Below are 19,557 nucleotides of genomic sequence, written 5' to 3' on the forward strand. Positions count from 1 at the left end.
CGACGTCGCGAACGGCGGACTATTCGTAGTTTCCCGACCTCAAAGTTTGTTTGAACAAACTCTTAGTGATGGTGGACCGACAGATCAGCGCAGCCGCTCTCGGGGCTTGCGCGCGACCACCTTGGGTGGTCCGATCTCGGCGCTCGGTTCGGCGTCCCGATTGCGGTCCTGGAGAACAGGGGCCTGAACTGCCTCGCCGCGTTCGACCTTCGCCGCCAATGCGTCTCGACCGGCCTCAAGCACGCGCTTGGCTTTGCTTGGATCATCCGAAAGAGTTGAGCTCACGACCGCCTCTATGGTGCGAAGCTGCTCGACGGCGGCGCGATCCCGGCCAATGACATTTTCCGCCCGCGCCTGCTCAGCGTCGGGTATCCAACGCGCGACCGCGGCCTGCTGGCCATCCTCAACATACCAGGATCGCGCATCCCGATCCCAACGTGCGCCAGCCGCCTTCGCATTCTCCTTCTCGGCAAAAGGCACCGACAACAAGATGCGAGGCTTGTCTTGCTCTCGCGCGTGATCGTCGGCGCGGGCGTGGACCGGGCCGGATCTCGGCGAAGGGCTCCGCGCCGTGGCCTCCTGCCGATCGCGCTCCGTGGGCGTGTAGCCGGCAACTTCAAGGCCTGCTCTGTGGGCGCGCACCCATGCTTCTCGGCGGAATTCATTGGTGCCTTCGACCGTGATCGACTGCCAACCACGATGCTCCGCGATGACGATCATGTCCGCGATGACAGCGGCGCTCTCGATTTCGGACACGAGCCGATTGCCACGATCGCGAAAAGCCGGCTGCTCGGCGGTGTGGCTCTCGTAAAAATCATGATGACGACGCGAGCCGGTCTCGATGCGGTAGCGTGCGCTGATGTCTCCCGGGACATCGCCTACCTCGTGTGAAGGCTCGCCGCGCTCGACCCTGCGATCGTCATCGTCGTGACCGCGCTCCGGCGCGATACTATTCGGATTTTCCGACCTAGCGTCGCGCGCTTCGGCTGCTGGCTCGACCGGGGCTATAGGGATTTCGGCCGGCGGTTCGCGCCGCCGTTCCTTCTCGCTGGGACGGGGCTCTTCGGGCATATGTGCCTCCACGGATGCGCCGCCGGGACCGGCGAGAATACCGGCCATGGCGGCTTGGATCTGGGCTTGGGCTCCCTGGCGCCCGATGCGGCTGCGCACGGCGAGATCGTGGAAGTCGGTAAAATCGCGCGGGCTCGCTTCCTGCTCCCCCCGGGCGAAAACGGGAAAGACCGCCAGACCATCGACGGCTTCTGCAGCAGCGGTCGCTTTCTCACGCCCTGGATTATGGCCCTCGCTCAGTTGAACGCCGACATCGTCGTCGCCGGCGATCAAGATCGGCCGACCTGGGAAACGCTCGCGCAGCGCGGTCGCAACGGGGAGCAGATTTCCTGCGTCGAAGGCTGCGATCGTCGGCTGGCCGATCGCGTCGGTTATGATGACCGCGGTTGCATAGCCTTCTGCCATCACCAGCGCGGCAAGCCGATCGAGGGCCGGTAGGTCGCCGTCGACGATATGGAACGTCCCCTCCTTACGGCTTCCCTTCTGGAAGAGCTTGAGCCCATCGCTCTTGATCGTCTGCAGGGTCCATTGCTTCCCATCGATATCGATTGCCGGGAGGAAGGTAGTCTCGCCAATCGAATCCGTCAGCGCACCCAGGGTCGGCCGGATGCCCTTGGCGAGCATATAGCCGGTAGGCTCTCGTGCGGGGACAAGACGGGCTGTGCGCTGCTGCGCGCGGCGCGCTGCCGCCTCGATAGCAGCGGACTGTTCGGCGGCATGGACCTTCTCGCGCTCGACGATATCGGCACGCAGCGCGGCCAGCTCGTGGGGAGGCAGCTTGAAGCCGGTACTTTTCCAGCTCGCATAGACGCCTGTCCGGAAGTTGCGGACATAGCCTGCCGGATGTCCGTCGAGATGCAGCGCATACCGTCCCGACGGCCGCGCATAGCGCCCTTGCGGACTGACCTTGTCGCCCTCCACGGGGACGCGGTGATTGCGACCATCGGCGATCGGATGCCGATCGATCGCAAGCAGCCCGTGCGCGGTCATCGTTGCGATGAATTCCTCGCGCGGGGCGATTTCAGGCTCGCTCGCTTGCGGCATCCAGCGTGAAACCTTGCTCTGCTGGCCGTCGGAAACATACCAGACCTTCAGGGTCGCATCCCACCGTGCGCCCGCTGCCCGGGCAGCGGCACGCTGCTCGTAAGGCACGGCCAGAAAAATGCGTTTGTCGTCCATCGTCACACCCTCTCGGGCTCGTCAGCGGAAGCGTTGATCGCCGCCATCATCCAGCGTCGCGTTGCCTCCTCGGGATCCTCGCCGCGATCGATCGCCGCAAACGGGTCTATGTCGCTGTCGATGACCAGTGCATCGACCGGAATGGCCTCGAGACCATCGGCCTGATCCTCAGTCAGTCGGCACGTTCCCATCGGGCGGGCACCCTCCTCGATCGGAATACGATCGACCCAGCCAATCGCCTGTGGCGTGTTGAGCGCGGGCGCGATGGTGCGCGGCGGTGGCTGCAAACGGTCGGTGAACTCTTTCATCTTGTAGTAGATGATCTTGGTCACCTTGATCGCTGGGATGCCGCGCTTGAAGATGAGGACGTCGCTGAGCGGCATTGCCTCGACCTCCTGGGGCAGCATGAGTGCGCGTGACTGCTCCGATTCCGAAACGCTGTTGCCGCCCTTTGCGAACATGCCGAGGGCGCGGTTCTTCGAGCGCGCCGCCTGTCCGTGCGTGCCGAGCCGCTCGGAAATCTCCTTGGCATCGCGCAGCGTGCCAGGGGTGTAGACGACCTGCGCATCGCAATTGGCGACGATCTCTTCGGCACCGTCGTCGCCGTTCAATCGCCGCAGCTGCGCGCGCGTTTGGACGACGATGAGGAAATTCAGGCCGAAACTGCGGATATAGGCGATCGCCGCGACGATCATGGGGGCTTTTCCGAGGCGCGCAAACTCGTCGAGCAGGACGAGGACGCGCTCCTGACTGGCGGGATCGAAATCGCCGATCGACGGGTCGGAATTGAGGTCGACCAGCTGTTGGAAGATGAGATTGTAGAGCGGCGCGACCCGCTCGATATTGTTCGGCGAGGCGCCAAGATAGATCGACATCCGCTCGGTTCGCAGGCGACGCAGATCGAAGTCGCTCGCGGCGGTGGCGGCATCGACGTGAGGGTTGAGCCACAGCCCCAGCTTGGTCGTGACGGTCTGCTTGATGCCGGAGAAGGTGTTGTCGGACGCTGACGTGAAATCCATGAGCGCGGCGACGCATGGGGTGGAAAGGGGACGGCCAGCCTGCGCCCGCTGATCGATCAACGCAGGCAAGCGCGCCTTTGGGTCGCCCGTCGTCAGGTCGCGGTAAATCTGACCGATGGTGAAGGGCAGCTCCGCGGTTGCCGCGACATAGGCGCCGACACCGATGAAGGCGGTTCGCGCAGCCTCGGCCCAGAATGCTTCGCCGCGTTCTGGCAAAGGAAACAGCATGCCGGCGATCTTCTGCAACTCGTCGACGACATGCACGGGGTCGCGTCGATCGATATAACCCAGTGGATTGTAGCGCGCCGACAGCTGGTCGGGATCGAGGGGGTCGAACAGGAAGACGTGCTGGCCGTGTTCCGCGCGAAACCCGGCAGTCTTCTGATAATTTTCCTGCTTGATATCGAGGGTGACGACCGAGCCGGACCAATTGAGCAGGTTGGGAATGACGATGCCAACGCCCTTGCCCGAACCCGTTGGTGCCTCCAGCAGGACATGCGCTTCCTGACCCGCAACCACGAAGCGCCCGCGCAGTCGACCGAGCAGGATGCCGGTCGTACCTCGAAGACCGGCGCCCTCGATCTCGCGCTCATTGGCGAAGCGCGCGGCGCCGTGCAGTGGCTTGCGTCCTCTGTCCCAGATCAGCAGCAGCGCGCCGAACAGCACCCCCAGCCCACCCCAGAGGGCGCCACGGCCGAGCGAGGCCTGAAGGTGCGGATCGTGCCGGTAATACCAGAGCCACGACGGTACGGCGCGAACCTGGAAGTGGGCCGAAAGCTGGTTGAGATCGACCAGCGCGATGGCGACCGTCAGCACGATCCATGCGGCGACGGCGACCGTCAGGATCGCAGCCACCGCCAGTGCCTTAGTCGGCGGATGGTTTCCCGGGATCCGGATCAAAGTAGATCTCCCTGACCTTCCAGCGGCCGCCTACCTTTTCGGCCTGGATGACGACGTCGACGAGACTGTGCAGCAGCCCGCGAATATCCTCGCGAACGAGATCGCGGCCGGCCTCCGACTCCTTCACGAGGAGCGTCAGCTGCTCGAAGGCACCCGCCGCGGAATTGGCGTGGACGGTCGTGATCGACCCCGGATGCCCCGAATTGACGTTGCGCAGGTAAAAGAAGGCCGTTCCGTCGCGCAGCTCCTGCAGTAGGATGCGGTCGGGACGCATACGCAATGCGCTTTCGAGCAGTTGCTTGGCGCCGATCTGGGCAAGCCCGGTGCCGTCCTTGGCGTAGAGCATGTTGACGACATTCCGGTGGGGAACGGTCAGTTCGCGCGCATCCTCGATTGTCAACAGGCGCTCGCTGGCCGGGATCAGCTGGATCAGGGCCTTTGAGATCGTGGTCTTACCCGAGCCGGTGGCCCCGCTGATCAGGATGTTCTTGCGCGACGTGACGGCGAGCTCGAGGAAGCCGCGCCAATCCTGCGCTTGAAGCAACGCCAGCAGACGTTGATCGACTTCCGCCACCGCGTCGGTCGCGATCCTGGTGTCCTTGAATACGCCGTCGGCGATCATGTCGTCGATGCTGAGCGACACCGAGGAGGGCTTGCGGATCGTGACAGAGACGATCCCGTCCATCGTAGCCGGCGGGATCAGAAACTGACAGCGCTCTCCGCTTGGAAGCACCGTCGATATGATCGGCGTGTCGGCCCGGATATCCTGCTTCGTGGCGGCCGCCGCCGCGCGGGCGAGCGTCATCAGCCAATCGAACGTGAGTTCGGCGACTTCGTGCCAGATCCACTGTCCGCCGCGCTCTACCGCCGCTTCGCCGGGCCGGTTGATGACCAGCTCGGTCACGTCGGCCGGCTCCATCAGGCTCCGCAGAGGCGCCAGATGATGCTCGAGGACGCGGCGGCCTTCGGCCATCTTACCGCTTCACTTCCAGACCGTAGACGTCGGCGAAATTGAAATCCTTCGCGACGAAGATCCCGACTTCCTCACCCTGGTTCTTCTTGAGCACCGGCTTGATATTGATCGTGTTCTGCAGCGCGATGCCGGCGCTGTTGGAGGGCACCTGTGTCGTATAGCTGCCCTGATTGGCGAGATGCGCGGCTGCGATCGATGACGCATCGTCGATCAGGCTGAGCATCAGCGCTGCGCCAAAGCGCGCCCAGAAGAAGGTGTCGACCGCGCCGGCCATCCCGGCACGGCCGAGCGCGTCGGACGCGGGCGATGCGAGTTCGACCGCGATGCCGCGCGGCGTCACCGCGCGGGTCCAGACCACGAAGATACGGTTCTGACCCTGGCTCATCCCGCCCTGATATTGGCCCAGTACCTTGGTGCCCTTCTCCATAAGCACCACGCGGCCGTTGTCCGAGAAGACGTCTCGCGGGACGATGCACGACGTATAGCCCGGCTGGGTCGAGTTCATGGCGGTCTGGAGGATGCAGGGAATGAGTGTCCCAGCCGTGATGAGATAGTTGCGGTTCGGCAGAACCGTGGCGTGCGACTGCTCGATGGCCGATACCTGCCGCAGGCGATCGAGCTCGCCCGGCGCGGCTGGCGTCGCCGGTCCGTCGCCCGTGCCCGAAGCAGCGCCGCTGCCGGGCGTACTGGCCGAACCCGCGGCCTCGCTGCTCCCGCTCCGGCCGCCGACCGAGACGAGTAAAGGGGCGTGGCGGGCCTGGGCGGCCAAGGTCTCGGCGGGCGTGGTCTGGCCCGCAGCCGGTCCGCTCGTCGCGGGCTGGCCGGTGGCGTCGATAGCCGGCACGACCGTCCCATCGGGATTTGTGACCATATGGGTCGCCGGCGTCGTCGTGCCGGTCAGGCTTGGCGCCCCGGGGGGCGGTGCTGCGAGCGTCGGGTTCGCCATCTGCACGGTCTGGCGCGCGCGATCGTCCGGATGCTTTGCGGCGTCCGGACTCATCGCCATCGTATTGGTGATGCCGTCGTCGCGATGATGACCGACGTTGATGAACACCAGCGCCGCGACCACGGCAGCGACCGCCGCTCCGGCGCCAAGGCTGGTGCCTCCGAAGCGGGCACGGCCGACTGGTGTGATCGTGCGCTGGATCTCGTCACGCTCTGGCGTGTGGTCGCGAATGATCGTCTCGCGGTAGCTGCCCTCGGGCTGAGGCCCATCGCCGATCGGCGGGATCGAGCTCATCACGGTTTCTCCTTCGTGGTGCGTTCGATCAGGGGCGACGCCGTGTCGGTCCCATAATCCTTGCCGTAAGCGGTCGGCGCCTCGTTGTAGATGCACAGCACCTCACCGTTGCGCCGAAGCCGGAGCTGGCGGGCGACGAGATGGACGACGACGAAATCATCGCGGACGTCAAAGGGCACGAGCGTTTCGCTGCCGTCGTCGCGGACCAAGTAGAGCGAGGGAATCTCGTGATTGGCCGGGAAGCGCAGCACGGTGAACTGACCATTGTCGGACACCTCCGACGGCTGCAGGTCCGATGCGCCCTGCACCGTATAGCGGATGTTGCGCGTGCCCTCGATCACGCCATGATCGAGGGCAGCGGTAATCGCTGCCTGTTGCAGCTGGGCAAGTTTGAGCGCGGCGGCGAGCGCCTGGGCGCGGGCAGCCTTCAGCCTCTCATCTTCAGGATAACGAAAGCGCACCTGGAAGAACGTGTTGGGCGCCGAGGCGCTGATCCAGCCGGCGCGCGAGGTCAGCTCGAACGTGTAATTCCGCAGTTCGCCTGCCCGTTCGGTCGTGACGATGAGATTGGTCGGCCCGGCATGTTCGCGTGGCTTGATGAAGAGCAGATACCCCCTCGGTGCGACCTCCCAGGAGACGCTGTCGCCAACCGCCACGTTGACGATATTTTCGTCGCTGCCGAACACCACCTGGGTCGCCGTCCGAAACACGCCGACGATCCGGTAGACCTGGTTGGGATTGTAATCGACGGTGCGAACGCGCGGATCGGCATAGCCGGCCTTTGGCGTTTCCGCAGCCATCGCCGGCGTGGCGGCCAGCGCCAACAGCATGGCGATCGATCGGCGCATCATGGCGTCACCACCGGGTCGGCACGATAGGTCTCGACCTGAAATCCGAGCGGATTCCTGTACCGATCGCCCTCGGCCATCGGCGCGTTGGTGTAGCCGAACGTCACCGTCGCGATCCAATCGGTCGATTGCGCAGCGGTGTCGGTTTGAACGGTTCGCGTGAAGCGCACATTTGCCACCCGATTGTTGATGAAACTGATGTTGGTGATCCGCGCGGTCGCGAAGACACGGTCGCCCCAGAGGGTTCGCGGACTCTGCGGATTGCGCGGACTGATGAAGCTCGCCCAGCGTTGCTGCTCGGAGGGCTGGGAGAGGATTGCGACGGTGTCGTAGCTCTCCTGCGCCGAGGCGGGGTTCCAGCTCTCTCTGTTTCGCACATATTGCGCGAGGAAGAATTTCGTGACCGCCTCGTCATATCGGATCGGTGCCTTGCCGGTGAGCTGGGTCTGGACGTCGACTGCCCCGGTCGTCTGGTTGACCCGCACGGTCACCAGCTCGATCCGCTTGAGCGGCGTGAGCGCGACGACGGCCGCGAGTCCTGCCAAGCCGACCAGGACGCCGATCACGGCGAGGATCCAGGCCAGCCGCTGCGATCGTTTCGCGGCGCGCAGCCGCTCCTGATCCCAACTGCGGGCGTCGGCAAAATAGCGCTGGAGTTCGGTGGGGAGGACGCCCTCGGCCATCGTACGCTCAGCAGCTTGCATAATTCGAGGGCGCGGCTGCCGCGGAGGTTTTCGCAGGCGGCGGCATGGGCGGTGTGGCGTCACCCTTGAGAGGCTCACTCGGTGGAGCCGACATATCAGCGGGCGCTTTCGGCGGCGCGCCTGGCAACACCGTACCGTAAGGATTGGCGTCTCGCCGATGCTTGCCGTCGCACACCGCGAGCTTAGGCAATTTACCGGCGCACCCGGTGAGTCCGATCGTCGCGGCGATCATGGCTGAGCCCACCAGGCGGGCGTAGACGAAGCGAGCAGTCATGCGCTGATGGATCCTCCGGAAAATTCATGAGGTGGGCGCTGTTTGGGAGGTCGAGGCGTCGGTCGACGGAGCATGGATCGCGCCGCCAGACCGGCACCGATCATCGATCCGGCAAACTCGCCGGCACCGACCGAAGCACCGCCCGCAATGCCCGATGCGAGCGAGGGCGCCTGAAAAAAGAAGAAGGCGCCGAGCAGGAAATACGTAATGTAGAAGGCAGCCTGATTTTCCGGGCTGCTTAACGAAACGCCGGTGACCGCCGTATCGCCAAGGTCAGTGATGAGCGCGGCCATCGTCGTGATGACGGCTAGCAGGATGATGTAGTTGAAGGCTTGGCCGAGCCAGCCATTGAAGAACCTACGGCCCCATTCGAACAGCGACAGCGCGATGAAAATGGGCCCGAGCGCGATGATAACCGCGAGTGCGACCACAGCCATCATGCTGACACCAAAACCAATGACCGCGGCGATCTCGGACGCCAGATCAACGAAGAACGCGAGGATATAGAGTTCGATCTCATAGCCAAGCTGGGTGACCGGAAGCGCTTGCGCCTTATCGCGACAGCGTTGTGAGACGACTTTCGCTTTGTCCTCGAGCTTGTCGAAGACGTCTCCCATCGACGTATAGTCCTTGCCCGAGACCGCTTGGGTGACTGCAGACGGTGCGGCGTGGAAGAGCGGGTTGGTGACCCAATCCTTGTAGGCGACGGTCGTCGCGGCGACGAAGATCAGGCAGATCTTCGCCATGCGGTAGATGAAGTCCTGAAATGGCTCGCTGACGACGCCACGAAGGATCGCATAGCCATAGATTGCAATGTAGATGACGAGGGCCGCAGTCAGCGGACCGCGCACGGCATCGACGACGCTCGTATATCTCGCATCGAGAAACGTATCGAGCTGCCCGCTGAAGTAGGTGTAAGCAGAGCTGAAGAGGTGGCCGTCGTCCGAGGCCATATCAATGCGCCAACTTCCGAGCGTCAGCCGCGCGCTCTTCCATCGCTTGGGCAGCTTCTGCGGTCCCGCACTCCTCCTGGTTTCGGGCTTGATACCCGTCAGCGGGATGCTCGCACTGTTGAACAGTCGATGCACGCTCGTCGGTATGGGCGCGGAAATAATCGATCGATCGTGCTCGCGGCGGCTCGGCCGGTTTCGAGCAGGCTGAGACCGTCAGCATCGTCGCAATGGCGAGCAAGCCTAATCTCACTGATGCCTCCGCGCCGCGTCTGCCGCACGCTCCGCGATCGCCTGCTCGGCGGCTTGCTGACCTTGGAGGCGATCTTCAGCTTCCTGACGCATCTTCACCGCCTGCAGCTGCATGGCGTCATTCTGGATATGGGCCTGTTCGATCGCGATCCGCGCCTGCAGATCCTGCACCTCCTTCTGGGTCGAAGCGGTGCTGAGTGCCTGGCGCAACTGCTCCAAACCTTCGGTCCGGGTCGTCGTCGCCCCAAAGGCGGCATCCGCGACCGCCGCATTTGTCGCAACCCTGTCGCCGTTGCTGGTCAGCAGGGTCCGGGTCGCGCGATCGCTGTCGGTCGCAGATGTCGGCAAATCGGGCAGGCTGACACGGCGGCCGGCGCGGATATTGGCCGCCGCTTGCCCGATTTGTCCAAGGCCGTTGGTCGACCCGCTCGCCAGCTGCTCGATGTCGCGCGCGCCCGATGGCAGCCAGCGCCGCGAGGCATCGCTGTTGAGGATGTTGGCGACGCCGTTCGCGTTCGTCAGGCCGTGCGCATTGTTGTAAGCGTCGACTGCCTGATTGTACGTCTTCTCCAACGCCTGCAATTGACTGCCGGCGGTCTTCACCTGGTCGATCAGCTTCAGGAGCGCGGCATTGTCGTGAACCGCGATGCCCTGCGCCGATGCCGGCATGGCGCCGACGATCGCGAGGGGCAGGAAGAGCAAGCCTGCACGCATAACCAAGTCCTTTCTCACCTGAGCCCCCGCCGCTTTTCGTGGAAAACAGGCAGCCAGTCGGCGGGATCGTCCCCCTTCTCACGGCGGATCTCATCGAGGAGGCCAACCGTCGACGATCGGCCCGACAGGATGGCGAGCGCATCGTCCATTCCATCGAGATCGAGCCTCACGACGATCGAATTGTTGCCCTGCTTGATCAGGAACTGCCGCGACTCCGGCACGAGCTCGTAGCGAAGCAGCCGGAACTCCTTGGCGGTCAGGCCCAGGCCCTCCCGATATTGGCGCTCGTCGGCACGTGGGTTGGGCAGCAGGATCCAGGTCGGGGTCTGGCCGATGATACTGCTGGCGATCGTCGAGCGCAGCGCGTGTTCGGGGTTCTGCGTGGCGAAGATCAGAAAGGCGTTGAGCTTGCGCCAGGTAAGCAGCGCATTCTCGATGTAGGTCGTGAACTGCGCGTCGCCGAGCGCCTTCCAGAATTCGTCAATGACAACCGCGAGCCGCTCCTTACGAGCAAGTACGCCATCGATCCGCTCGAACATGTACATCATGATCGGAGTGCGAACCTCGGCATTGTCGAGGAAGTCGGTCATGTCGAACCCGACAAAACGAGCCTCGAGGCTCACGAGATCGGCGTCATTGTCGAAGACCCAGCCGAGCGCGCCGCCGCGCGTCCAGCGCTCGAGACGCGCACCAATACCTTCGAGATTGCGGTAACCCAGCACTTCGCGCAGCTCGGCGAATGTGCGCTGGTCGACGGGCAAGCGGCCGAGCGCGATCAGGCCGTCGTCGATCAGGCGATCCTCGCTGACCGAGAGGCTGCCGCCGGGCGGCGTCACCAACTGGCGGATGAAGCGGCCGAGGAACGCTACATAATCGGCATCATATTCCTGCGCCTGAAGCGGCGCGAAGCCGGTCGGCTGACCGTTGCGAAGCGCCAGATACGTGCCTCCTGATGCGCGCACGTAAATTTCGGCGCCGCGATCCTTGTCGATGAAGATCTGCCGGCATCCCGTCTTCTCGAGTTGTGCCATGAGGAAGTTGAGCGCGGCGGTCTTGCCCGAGCCGGTCGGTCCCAGGATGCCGGTGAAGCCGACGTCGCCGACGTGAAAGCTGAAATAGAAGGGTGAGAGTGCCGTCGTCTGGAGCAGGGCGATTGCCGGACCCCAATGGTTGCCGGCGACCTGTCCGGTCGGAAAGGTGTGGAAGGGCGAGAGGGCGGCGAAGTTGCGCGACGTGATGACCGACGGGCGGGCGCGCCACCGTGCATTTCCCGGCAGCTGTGCCCACCAGGCCGACTCATTGGCGCTTTCTTCGCGCACTGCGACGAGCCCGGCGTCGGCGAGCAACGCGCGCGCCGCTGAAAGATGATCGTTCAGCTCCCGGATGCTCGAACCGAAGACCGCGAGGGAGAAATGATGCTCGCCCATCACGAAGTGGTTGCTGGCGAGATGATCGGCCGCCTCGTCGAGCGCCGTGGCCTGGCTCATCGCTTCGTCGTCCGTCGAGACCATCTGTCTGCGACGGCGGCGCACCTGGTCGGCACTGATCGCGCGCGAAGCCGGCGCCCAACTCTGGGTCAGGCAACATTCGAATGAGGCATTGAGCAGCGCGTCGAGCTGCCCAGGCCGCGTGCTCGCGGGATATTCGCGGATGCCGAAGATGCCGGCGAAACGACTGCGATCGTGCGCGCGGATCTCGATCAGCTCGCGGCCGAATATGATGCGATCACCATAAAGCGCGGTTCCGAGATGCCCGCGCACCAGCGGTACGCGGCGGCGACGTCCAATGAGCACCAGTTCGAACAGTTCGAGCGGCTCGGAGAACATCAGCCCGTCATGCTCGTAGAGACTCAGGCGACGTGGATTGAGGCGGCCGAGCAGCTTCACCGTCTCGTCGACCCGCTCGTTGAATTGCTGAAGCCCTTCGGCATCGACATCGGCGAGCGCATCGACGCGCTCCCGGTTCGAGAAGAGTTTGGAGAGGGAAACGACCAGCTTGTCGGCCGCCCCGACCGCGCGCTGCATCGCGATCGTCAGATAGAGTTCGTTTACGAACGCGCGTTGTCCCGAGACGCGTGCCTTGTGCTCGGCGTCGAGCGAGCGCGCGAAATCCGAGCGGAAGATGCCGCCGGGATAGTCATCGGACGACCGCCTCACGACATGGGTGACCCAGGCGACCCGTTCGTCGGCGACGTTGCGCAGGATGCTGTTGAGCTTCTCGTGCCAACCGTTGAGGTCGCTCTTGTCGGCGGTCTCGAATGAGATGCCATCGAGCCGCAGGACCGCCAGCAGCGTGCCGTCGTCGGTCACGACGACGTCGCCGACGTGCCGGGCATAGGGAAGAAATTCCTCCGGCTCACGCTCGCGCTTGGCGACCCTCCAGGGCGTGCGCGCCGCAAAGTCGAGCATCGATTTATTCACCGGCAAAGCCCTTGCGACGAAGCGGCGCGACCGGCAGCGGCGAATAGGAGCTTCCCCCCCACCAGCCGCGATCGCGATTGCGCCATTTCGTCCGCAGACCAAGGTTGAGAAGGCGAAAGGCATTGGGTTCGTGGCGCACGATCAGGCGTGCCGCCATGAACCCGGCAGCGCCGAGCATGACCGCGTAGACCGGATTGTTGGTGACGAGCAGGACCAGAACCGCGGCGATCGCAATCGGGAGTGCGGCATCGAGTGGAACCCCGAGCCACATTGGTGGACGGCTCAGCGCCAGATAGACCGGCTCTGCGATCAGCGGTTCGTCGGAGGGGGACACGGCCGTTCAGCCGTTGCCGGTGATCTTGCTCAGCAGCCAGGCCGAACCGAAGATCAGGAAGATACCTCCTACGACGGCGATGAGTGGTCCGGCGCTCGCTCGCCCGGTGAAGAAACGATATCCGGTGACGGCGATGGCGATGACAGCAACGCTTTTGGCGAGATCCCCTGTCAGCCAATCCTTGATGCTGTCGACGAAGCTCTGAATGTCCGCCGTGCCGGCTGCTATTGCGGGCGAGGCGCTCGTGACGGCGATGATCAAGGCAATCGCGATCGGCTGGATCGCGACGCGGGCCATCGGGGGATTTGCTCGCATATTTACCGTCCTTTCGGGGTGGATGGAAAGACGTCTGCGCTGGTCGCAGGGGCGCCGAAGACTGCCCAGGACGCCGGACTGGCGGCTCCTTTGGTCATCTCGCCAGCGGCCAGCGCGTCCCCCCCGGGTCGCACGGTCCTCTGATAATTTGTGGTGATGGTGGTTGCCGATGGGACGGTGCCCGCCGACCGCGCGGCGGCGCGATACACGCGCGCCACGTAGCCATTCTCGATCCCACGCACACTGTCGCCGGTGTTGTAGGTCGACAAGGTCGCCGCCAGTGCATGCTGAACGGTCGGTGCCCGGGGCGCGACCTTGCGGTATGTCGAGACCATCAGCCGGCCGGCGGCCGCGATACTCGCGCACGGATCGAACGCATCGCTGACCGGAAGGCCAATCCGCCCTGCCGTGTGACTGTTGATCTGGGCGAGACCCATATCGATGCTGTGGCCTTGGCCGATCAGGGATTGGGCAAGCGCTTCGGCTTCCGCCCTGCTCGCAGGCTTATAGACACGGTGCGAAGTGTTGTCGCCGATGACCAGCTCGTTGAGAGCGCTCTCGTTAAGAACGAGCGCGACCATCGTCGTCGGGGCGACCTGAGGTGCGCATTGCCTGGCTAGGGCAGAGGCAACAGCCAAAGTTAGCGTCATACTCACCGCCCATGAACACTTGGGTCGTGCCAGACTTTTTCGGTCGCTGACTTTAAGCTGACGGTTGCGGCGAAGGCTTTAGGAGACGCCACGGATCCCGTATCAAAATCGAACTATCGAGCGGGGACGACCTGCCCGAAAGCACGAGCGCCACAGCGCGTCCAGCGCGACGACCTGCCCGAAAGCACGAACATTACGGGCAGGCTCTGCCCGAAAGCACGAGGATTGCTGCGCGGGCCGGTGCCCCCGCTCGGTTAACGATTGGGCGTCCGATGACCGACGATTCGCCTGTGGGCGATTCTCTCGGGGAGCCGTCGGACCGCTGGCGGCATCGCAAGACCGACCGGTGCAACGATGCGCGAGGAGACGCCGTGCTGACATGAAAAACCCGGCGCAAGGCCGGGCTTTTCGGGTTGCCCGCTAGGGGCGAGGTGGAAGTCACTTCCTAGCTGGTTCCCGACTTATCAACAAGCTCGAAGCGCGCTCGTTTCGCGCCACGGCTTCGTTTGTCTGCACGGGCTCCGCAACAGGGAGTTACCGAACGATGGCCTATGCCTGTTCACCTGGATCCGGGTTCCGACGCTTCGACGCCTTCGCGGCGCAGGCGGAGCAGACTGCAGGAGAGTTTCGTGGGTTGCCCGCTGATTGTGGGCCGGCACAAGCTCTTGCTGCCTTCAAGCGGGCCGCACCCTATATGCAGATTCCAGCCGGCGTCGTGCAGCTGATCGACGTGCTGTTCGCGTGGACGACGCCGCTAGACTGGCGCGGGGGTGCCAACCCGATCGTCTGGCCCCGCAACGAGAAGCTTGCCCGTAAGCTCGGGCTGGGCGTGCGGCAGCTGCAAAATCTGCTCGATCGCGCCATTCGGCTTCGGCTGATCAGCCATCTCGATAGCCCCAATGGCCACCGTGGCGGCCAACGAAACGCCGACGGGACGATCAAGTGGGCCTATGGCATCGTGCTCGCGCCGATCGGCACCCGCATCGAGGATTTCCGGCAAACCGCCGCCCGCGGGATGGCCGAGGATGCAGCTATCGATGCGCTGAAGAAGCGTCTGGGCGCCGTTCGCCGGCGTATTTCGAGCCTCGCCCAGACCGCCATCGACCATATGCTGGTCGGTACGGCGGCCGACGAGGAGCTGGCCCTCGTGCTTAGCGCGACCCGCCAGATGAAGAATGTCCGCGACATCGACCTCCTGACCGGCTGCGTGGAGCAGATGGAGCAGCGCGGACGTGCTCTGGAAGCTGAGATTGCCGCCGCTTTGGTGGAGATCCAAGCAGAGCAGATGCAGTCAGAAACCAATATTATTACATGCTCGGATGCGGATGAATGCACGCACTCTACAACTACAACTGAACCCCAAACTGCTAACGCAGTTACCAGTAGTGGCTTTCCGGAAGGAAGTAGGGGGGAAGGCTTCGCCCAGACTCGGACCGTCGCGTCCAGCGTCGAGGAGGATTTGGAGAAACATGGCGTTGATCCGGCCTTCATCGAATCGGTTTCACCCGAGCTCTGTCATTCGCTCCGTCATTCACAGCACGGCTGGGGCGATGTGATCCATCTGGCCGAACGGCTCGCAGACCAGGCGGGCATCCACAAAACCGCCTGGCATGAGGCTCGGCGCGTCATGGGCGAGCGCGGCGCTGCGGCCTCGGTCATCGCGACGGTCCACAAATATCACGCCGGCGACGTGCGCCAGCCCGGTGCCTATCTGCGTGGCATGAACGGCAAGGCTCAGAAGGGCACGCTCCATTTAGGCCGCACTTTCCACGGCTTAAAGGACAATCGTCAGAGTCATTTGATGCGGGCGATGCACGATGGTCCGGATCCGCGGGCGATGGGCGATCTCGCCCGGCGCGCGATGGCGCTCGTGCTTTCGGGCAGAACGTCGTGATCGAGAGGCCTCTTCAACGGTCAAAAACACCGGATCAGCGACATGATGCCCGAAAGCACGAGTCCTGAAGGGGACGGAGAGGCGTCGCTAGGGTAGGAATCGCACTTGTCCACAGCTCGAGGCCAAAGACTCGTGCTTTCGGGCAGGTCGTCACGGTTGATGGGTGCGTGTGAAAGCAATGCGAGGTAAAACGGGGCAGGGTAAGGAGAATCGGCGCACCGAAGGGGACGATATGGCGAAGCACCAGTCCATCATCATCCGGCAGGGCGACCTGTTCGATGTCGACAGCCCGCTCCACGGCAAAGTCCGGGGCGAGCGCAGCATGATGGATTTCCCGTTTTTCGCGCTGTCCAAGGTCGCCGTGAAAACCCCTGTCGAGTATAAGCACGGCAACGTCAGCATCCAGATCAAGCCAAGTTCCGATGGCATGGCGACAATGTACGACAAGGAGATCATTCTCTACGTCGCGTCGCTGATGGCCCAGGAGATCGGCAAGGGCGGCGAGGTCGATCAGGAATTCACCTTCACCGCGCACGACTTTTTCCGCGTCACCGGCGTGCTCCGCCCTTCAAAGCGCGAGTATAAGCGGTTCGCTGATGCGCTTGCCCGGCTTCAGGGCACGCAGATTAAGACCAACATCAAAACCGGCGACATGATCGATAAGGGCTGGTTTTCGTGGCTGTCCGAAGTCAACGCGACCGCGATCGAGCTCCCGAACGGCGACGAGCAGCTCCGCAACATTCGGGTGCGCCTGTGCGCCTGGCTGCATCGGGCCATTCAGCGCGACGGGCATATCTACGACTATCATCACGACTATTTCCGCCTCGGGACGATCGAGCGGCGCATCTATGAGATCGCGCGCTGCCACTGCGAGGGCGATGAGGTCGAAATGCCCATAGAATTGATGTCGATGAAGGTTGGATCGACCGCTCCGATCTCCAAATTCAAGCAGCATCTGAAAGAGGTCGAGGCCGACGACCGTTTGCCGGAATATCGCGTGACGTTGCGCGAAGTCCTTCCCGCCGAGGGCAAGACCGACAGCCGCGGCCGACGCATGACGAAACTCGAGACCGTGGTGGTCCTGACACCGCGCCAGAAGAAGCCGCCGTCGCTGCAGCTCGAGGCTGCGTGATGCCATGGCGTCTTACCTAAGAAGCTTCGAATGCTCGGCGAGGTCGGTCCGGTTCGTTCGACTATAATCATTTAACCAGATCGGCGCACCTTCACGCCAAGAGGCCCTCGTCATGGATATAAAAGCGTGCTTTCCCAACGATCGCCGGTCCTTGTGAACTGGCGGCGCTGATGCAGGCGGTGAGGCCGGTCGAGCCAGAATTCCATGCTCACGGGCTCGACCCGATACCCGCCCCAATGCGGGGGCCTGGCGACCACACCGCCGTTGAAGCGCACCGCGATCGCTTGGAACCGCGCCGCCAGATGCGCCTCCGACAGGAGGGGGCGGGATTGGTCGGATGCCCAGGCACCGAGCTGAGAGTCGCGCGGGCGCGTGGCGAAATAGGCGTCCGCTTGCTCCGCGCTCACGCGCGATATCGACCCCTCGATACGGATTTGCCGGCGTAAAGATTTCCAGTGAAACAGCAGAGCGGCAACAGGATCGGCGCCGAGATCCGCCGCCTTGCGGCTTTGCTGGTTGGTGTAAAATACGAAGCCGCGCCGATCTTGTCCCTTGAGCAGGACAGTCCTCGCGGACGGGCGACCGCCAACATCGACTGTCGCCAGCGTCATAGCTTCGGGATCGTTTGCTTCTGCGGCACGCGCTTCAGCGAGCCAGGAGTCGAACAGGGCGTGAGGGTCGGTTTCGTCGATCATGCCGGCCGCCATCGCGGCATCGGCGGTCAAGCGGCTATCCGCAAAAGCCCGGATGATGCGTTTCCTAAGCGGGCGGGAGCGCGCATTCTAGCGTAAGTAGCATTCCCAATATGGGCCGCCCGAGCGGCCTCGTATCGCCACGTACGCCATCTTTGGACGGAGTGCTGGCAATGAAATCGATCCTGTTGCTGCTGCACGATGACGACGGTCAGACCGCGCGCATATCGGCGGCGCTCGCCTTGGCGCGCGCGCTGGATGGCGAGCTGTCGTGCCTCGACGTCGTCGAAGTGCCGCACCTCGTCGGCGACTATTATAGCGAAGCCGGGCGCGCGATGTTGCTGGGCGACGAAGAGCGCCGTGAGCATTTCAACAAAGACCGCGTGACCGAGCAGCTTGACCGCGAGGGGGTGCGCTATCGCTGGACGGATACGCAAGGCGACGCCGATGCGTGCGTGGCCGCCGCCGCAGATCTCGCCGATATCATCGTGCTCACGCGCGAGACCCCCAACCCGCTCGGTTTCAACTTTCGCCCGATCGTGTTGCGTGCCGCCTTGAAAGGCAAACCGATCCTGTCGTTGCCCGAGGATGCTCTGGATTTCCGCGCGACAGGTCGTGCGCTGGTCGCCTGGGACGGCTCGGAAGGCGCGACCAATATGCTGCGCGCCTGCGTACCGCTCCTGCAGAAGGCTTCGGCGGTGGAGCTCTTCACGGTCGACTATCGCGGCTATGAAATCCCTGCGGACGAAGCGGCGGAATATCTCTCTCGCCACGGCATCCACGTGACCGTCTCGAAGCAAAAGGGTGGCGATCACAATTCCGACGAATGGCTGCGCATCCGCTGCGCGACGTGGCGCGCCGATTATTGCGTCATGGGCGCCTTCGGAGACAGCCACCTGCGTCATTATCTTTTCGGCAGCACGACACGGCGCATGCTCGCGCTCGGTGACCTGCCGATCATCCTCGGGCGTTGAGCCTCGACTTACGTACATATCCCAACAGTCGGGACCGCCAGCGCTTCGTAACCAACGAGTCGAAACTGGGAGGCAGACATGGCCCAACCGCCAGACCATCACGAACCCAAGATCCGGCATGCCGTGATCCTGTGTCATCCTAGCCCGCACAGCTTCTGCCGCAGCATCGCCACAGCTTATTGCGACGAGGTCGAACGCAATGGCCAGGAATGGGTGCTGCGCGATCTCTACGCGCTCGATTTCGATCCCGTGCTGCGCGACGACGAGCGGCCCGCCGTCGGGGCGGATCCCAAGCATGATGTCGCGCGCGAGCTGACGCAGCTCAGCGGCTGCGACGTGTTCACTTTAATCTATCCGATCTGGTTCGGATCGGCGCCGGCGATGCTCAAGGGCTATATCGACCGGGTCTTCGGGTCCGGCGTCACCCCGCAAAACGTGCTCCTCCAAAATCGGATCGGCTTTCTCACCGGCCGTTGGCTGTTCAGCATTTCGACGTCCGCGACCAAGGACATCTGGCTCGACGAGCAGGGGCAATTGGGGTCGATGCGCCAGGGGTTCGATCACTACATCGCGCATGCCTTCGGCATGCACCTCGAGAAGCATATGCACTTCGGTCACATCCTGCCCGGCGCCAAGACCCGGTGGATCGACCAATATCTCTACGAGGTCCGCGAACAGACCAAGCGCGTCTGCGCGATGGTCCTGGCCCAGGCGCGACACGCTCAAGCGGCAGCGATCGAACCGGTTGCCTGAATTCATCCCAAACAGACGGAGGTCATCATGATCGGCACGATATTCTTATGGGCGGCGGTCGCCGGAGGCGCACTCTTTATCCTCGTACTCGCCTTCGCGACCTACGAGCAGGCCTATCAGGAGCGGAGGGCAAAGCGCCTGTCGCTCGATACTATCGACAATCTGGACCGCGCGATCGATCGCTATCTGCCCTCGGCGCAGATGACTGAGGCGGACCGGGTTGCGGCGGCCGCCGCACCCATGATCGACATCGCAGCCTGAGGCGATCG

General features: G+C 63.6%; 19 protein-coding genes. 5 read left to right on the top strand and 14 right to left on the bottom strand.

Features of this window, described 5'->3' with window-relative positions; all coding sequences use genetic code 11:
* Positions 1–84 precede the first annotated feature (84 nt).
* The 13 genes from FHS31_RS14710 to FHS31_RS14770 form a co-directional block, all read right to left on the bottom strand.
* Entirely contained in the window at positions 85–2,250 is a 2,166-nt protein-coding gene (locus tag FHS31_RS14710) for a DUF5710 domain-containing protein (RefSeq protein ID WP_167074893.1), read from the bottom strand.
* Positions 2,251–2,252: 2 nt separating this feature from the next.
* A complete protein-coding gene (locus FHS31_RS14715) occupies positions 2,253–4,169 on the bottom strand; it encodes a type IV secretory system conjugative DNA transfer family protein (RefSeq protein ID WP_243843487.1) in 1,917 nt (638 codons plus the stop codon).
* Complete coding sequence (gene virB11, locus FHS31_RS14720) at positions 4,135–5,142, bottom strand: P-type DNA transfer ATPase VirB11 (protein WP_167074895.1); 1,008 nt, start codon at positions 5,140–5,142, stop codon at positions 4,135–4,137. Before virB11 ends, FHS31_RS14715 begins: the two co-directional genes overlap by 35 nt.
* Before the next feature lies 1 nt (position 5,143).
* Positions 5,144–6,382, bottom strand: a complete 1,239-nt coding sequence (gene virB10, locus FHS31_RS14725) for a type IV secretion system protein VirB10 (RefSeq protein ID WP_167074897.1) — start codon at positions 6,380–6,382, stop codon at positions 5,144–5,146.
* Complete coding sequence (virB9, locus tag FHS31_RS14730; RefSeq protein ID WP_167074899.1) at positions 6,382–7,233, bottom strand: P-type conjugative transfer protein VirB9; 852 nt, start codon at positions 7,231–7,233, stop codon at positions 6,382–6,384. Before virB9 ends, virB10 begins: the two co-directional genes overlap by 1 nt.
* The gene (locus FHS31_RS14735) at positions 7,230–7,934 is read right to left on the bottom strand and encodes a VirB8 family type IV secretion system protein (protein ID WP_167074901.1); all 705 of its coding nucleotides are present in this window, start codon (positions 7,932–7,934) and stop codon (positions 7,230–7,232) included. The genes virB9 and FHS31_RS14735 overlap by 4 nt, the downstream gene beginning before the upstream one ends.
* Before the next feature lie 270 nt (positions 7,935–8,204).
* Positions 8,205–9,161, bottom strand: a complete 957-nt coding sequence (locus FHS31_RS14740; protein ID WP_167074903.1) for a TrbL/VirB6 family protein — start codon at positions 9,159–9,161, stop codon at positions 8,205–8,207.
* A 1-nt stretch (position 9,162) separates the two neighbouring features.
* Complete coding sequence (locus tag FHS31_RS16810; protein ID WP_167074906.1) at positions 9,163–9,381, bottom strand: EexN family lipoprotein; 219 nt, start codon at positions 9,379–9,381, stop codon at positions 9,163–9,165.
* A gap of 26 nt (positions 9,382–9,407) precedes the next feature.
* Entirely contained in the window at positions 9,408–10,124 is a 717-nt protein-coding gene (locus tag FHS31_RS14750; protein WP_167074908.1) for a type IV secretion system protein, read from the bottom strand.
* 14 nt (positions 10,125–10,138) lie between these two features.
* Entirely contained in the window at positions 10,139–12,532 is a 2,394-nt protein-coding gene (locus tag FHS31_RS14755; protein WP_167075018.1) for a VirB4 family type IV secretion/conjugal transfer ATPase, read from the bottom strand.
* Between the two features lie 4 nt (positions 12,533–12,536).
* Positions 12,537–12,878 (bottom strand): VirB3 family type IV secretion system protein, encoded by a 342-nt coding sequence (locus tag FHS31_RS14760; RefSeq protein WP_167074910.1) that lies wholly within the window; start codon positions 12,876–12,878, stop codon positions 12,537–12,539.
* 6 nt (positions 12,879–12,884) lie between these two features.
* The gene (locus FHS31_RS14765) at positions 12,885–13,193 is read right to left on the bottom strand and encodes a TrbC/VirB2 family protein (RefSeq protein ID WP_167074912.1); all 309 of its coding nucleotides are present in this window, start codon (positions 13,191–13,193) and stop codon (positions 12,885–12,887) included.
* A 2-nt stretch (positions 13,194–13,195) separates the two neighbouring features.
* Positions 13,196–13,843, bottom strand: coding sequence for a lytic transglycosylase domain-containing protein (locus tag FHS31_RS14770; protein ID WP_279587917.1), 648 nt, complete (start codon positions 13,841–13,843; stop codon positions 13,196–13,198).
* Between the two features lie 544 nt (positions 13,844–14,387).
* Between FHS31_RS14770 and repC the strand changes: the two genes are divergently transcribed.
* The gene (repC, locus tag FHS31_RS14775; RefSeq protein WP_167074916.1) at positions 14,388–15,737 is read left to right on the top strand and encodes a plasmid replication protein RepC; all 1,350 of its coding nucleotides are present in this window, start codon (positions 14,388–14,390) and stop codon (positions 15,735–15,737) included.
* A gap of 232 nt (positions 15,738–15,969) precedes the next feature.
* Positions 15,970–16,869 (top strand): replication initiator protein A, encoded by a 900-nt coding sequence (locus FHS31_RS14780; RefSeq protein WP_167074918.1) that lies wholly within the window; start codon positions 15,970–15,972, stop codon positions 16,867–16,869.
* A gap of 110 nt (positions 16,870–16,979) precedes the next feature.
* Here FHS31_RS14780 and pdxH read toward each other — a convergent pair whose 3' ends face one another.
* Complete coding sequence (pdxH, locus tag FHS31_RS14785; RefSeq protein WP_425057241.1) at positions 16,980–17,576, bottom strand: pyridoxamine 5'-phosphate oxidase; 597 nt, start codon at positions 17,574–17,576, stop codon at positions 16,980–16,982.
* 158 nt (positions 17,577–17,734) lie between these two features.
* On the opposite strand from pdxH, the gene FHS31_RS14790 reads away from it, so the two are divergent.
* The 3 genes from FHS31_RS14790 (at position 17,735) to FHS31_RS14800 (ending at position 19,549) form a co-directional block, all read left to right on the top strand.
* The gene (locus FHS31_RS14790; RefSeq protein WP_167074920.1) at positions 17,735–18,535 is read left to right on the top strand and encodes a universal stress protein; all 801 of its coding nucleotides are present in this window, start codon (positions 17,735–17,737) and stop codon (positions 18,533–18,535) included.
* Positions 18,536–18,613: 78 nt separating this feature from the next.
* Positions 18,614–19,288 (top strand): NAD(P)H-dependent oxidoreductase, encoded by a 675-nt coding sequence (locus FHS31_RS14795; protein ID WP_167074922.1) that lies wholly within the window; start codon positions 18,614–18,616, stop codon positions 19,286–19,288.
* Between the two features lie 27 nt (positions 19,289–19,315).
* A complete protein-coding gene (locus tag FHS31_RS14800; protein ID WP_167074924.1) occupies positions 19,316–19,549 on the top strand; it encodes a hypothetical protein in 234 nt (77 codons plus the stop codon).
* Positions 19,550–19,557: the final 8 nt, after the last annotated feature.

It is taken from the genome of Sphingomonas vulcanisoli (assembly GCF_011761305.1).
Lineage (GTDB): Bacteria > Pseudomonadota > Alphaproteobacteria > Sphingomonadales > Sphingomonadaceae > Sphingomonas_I > Sphingomonas_I vulcanisoli.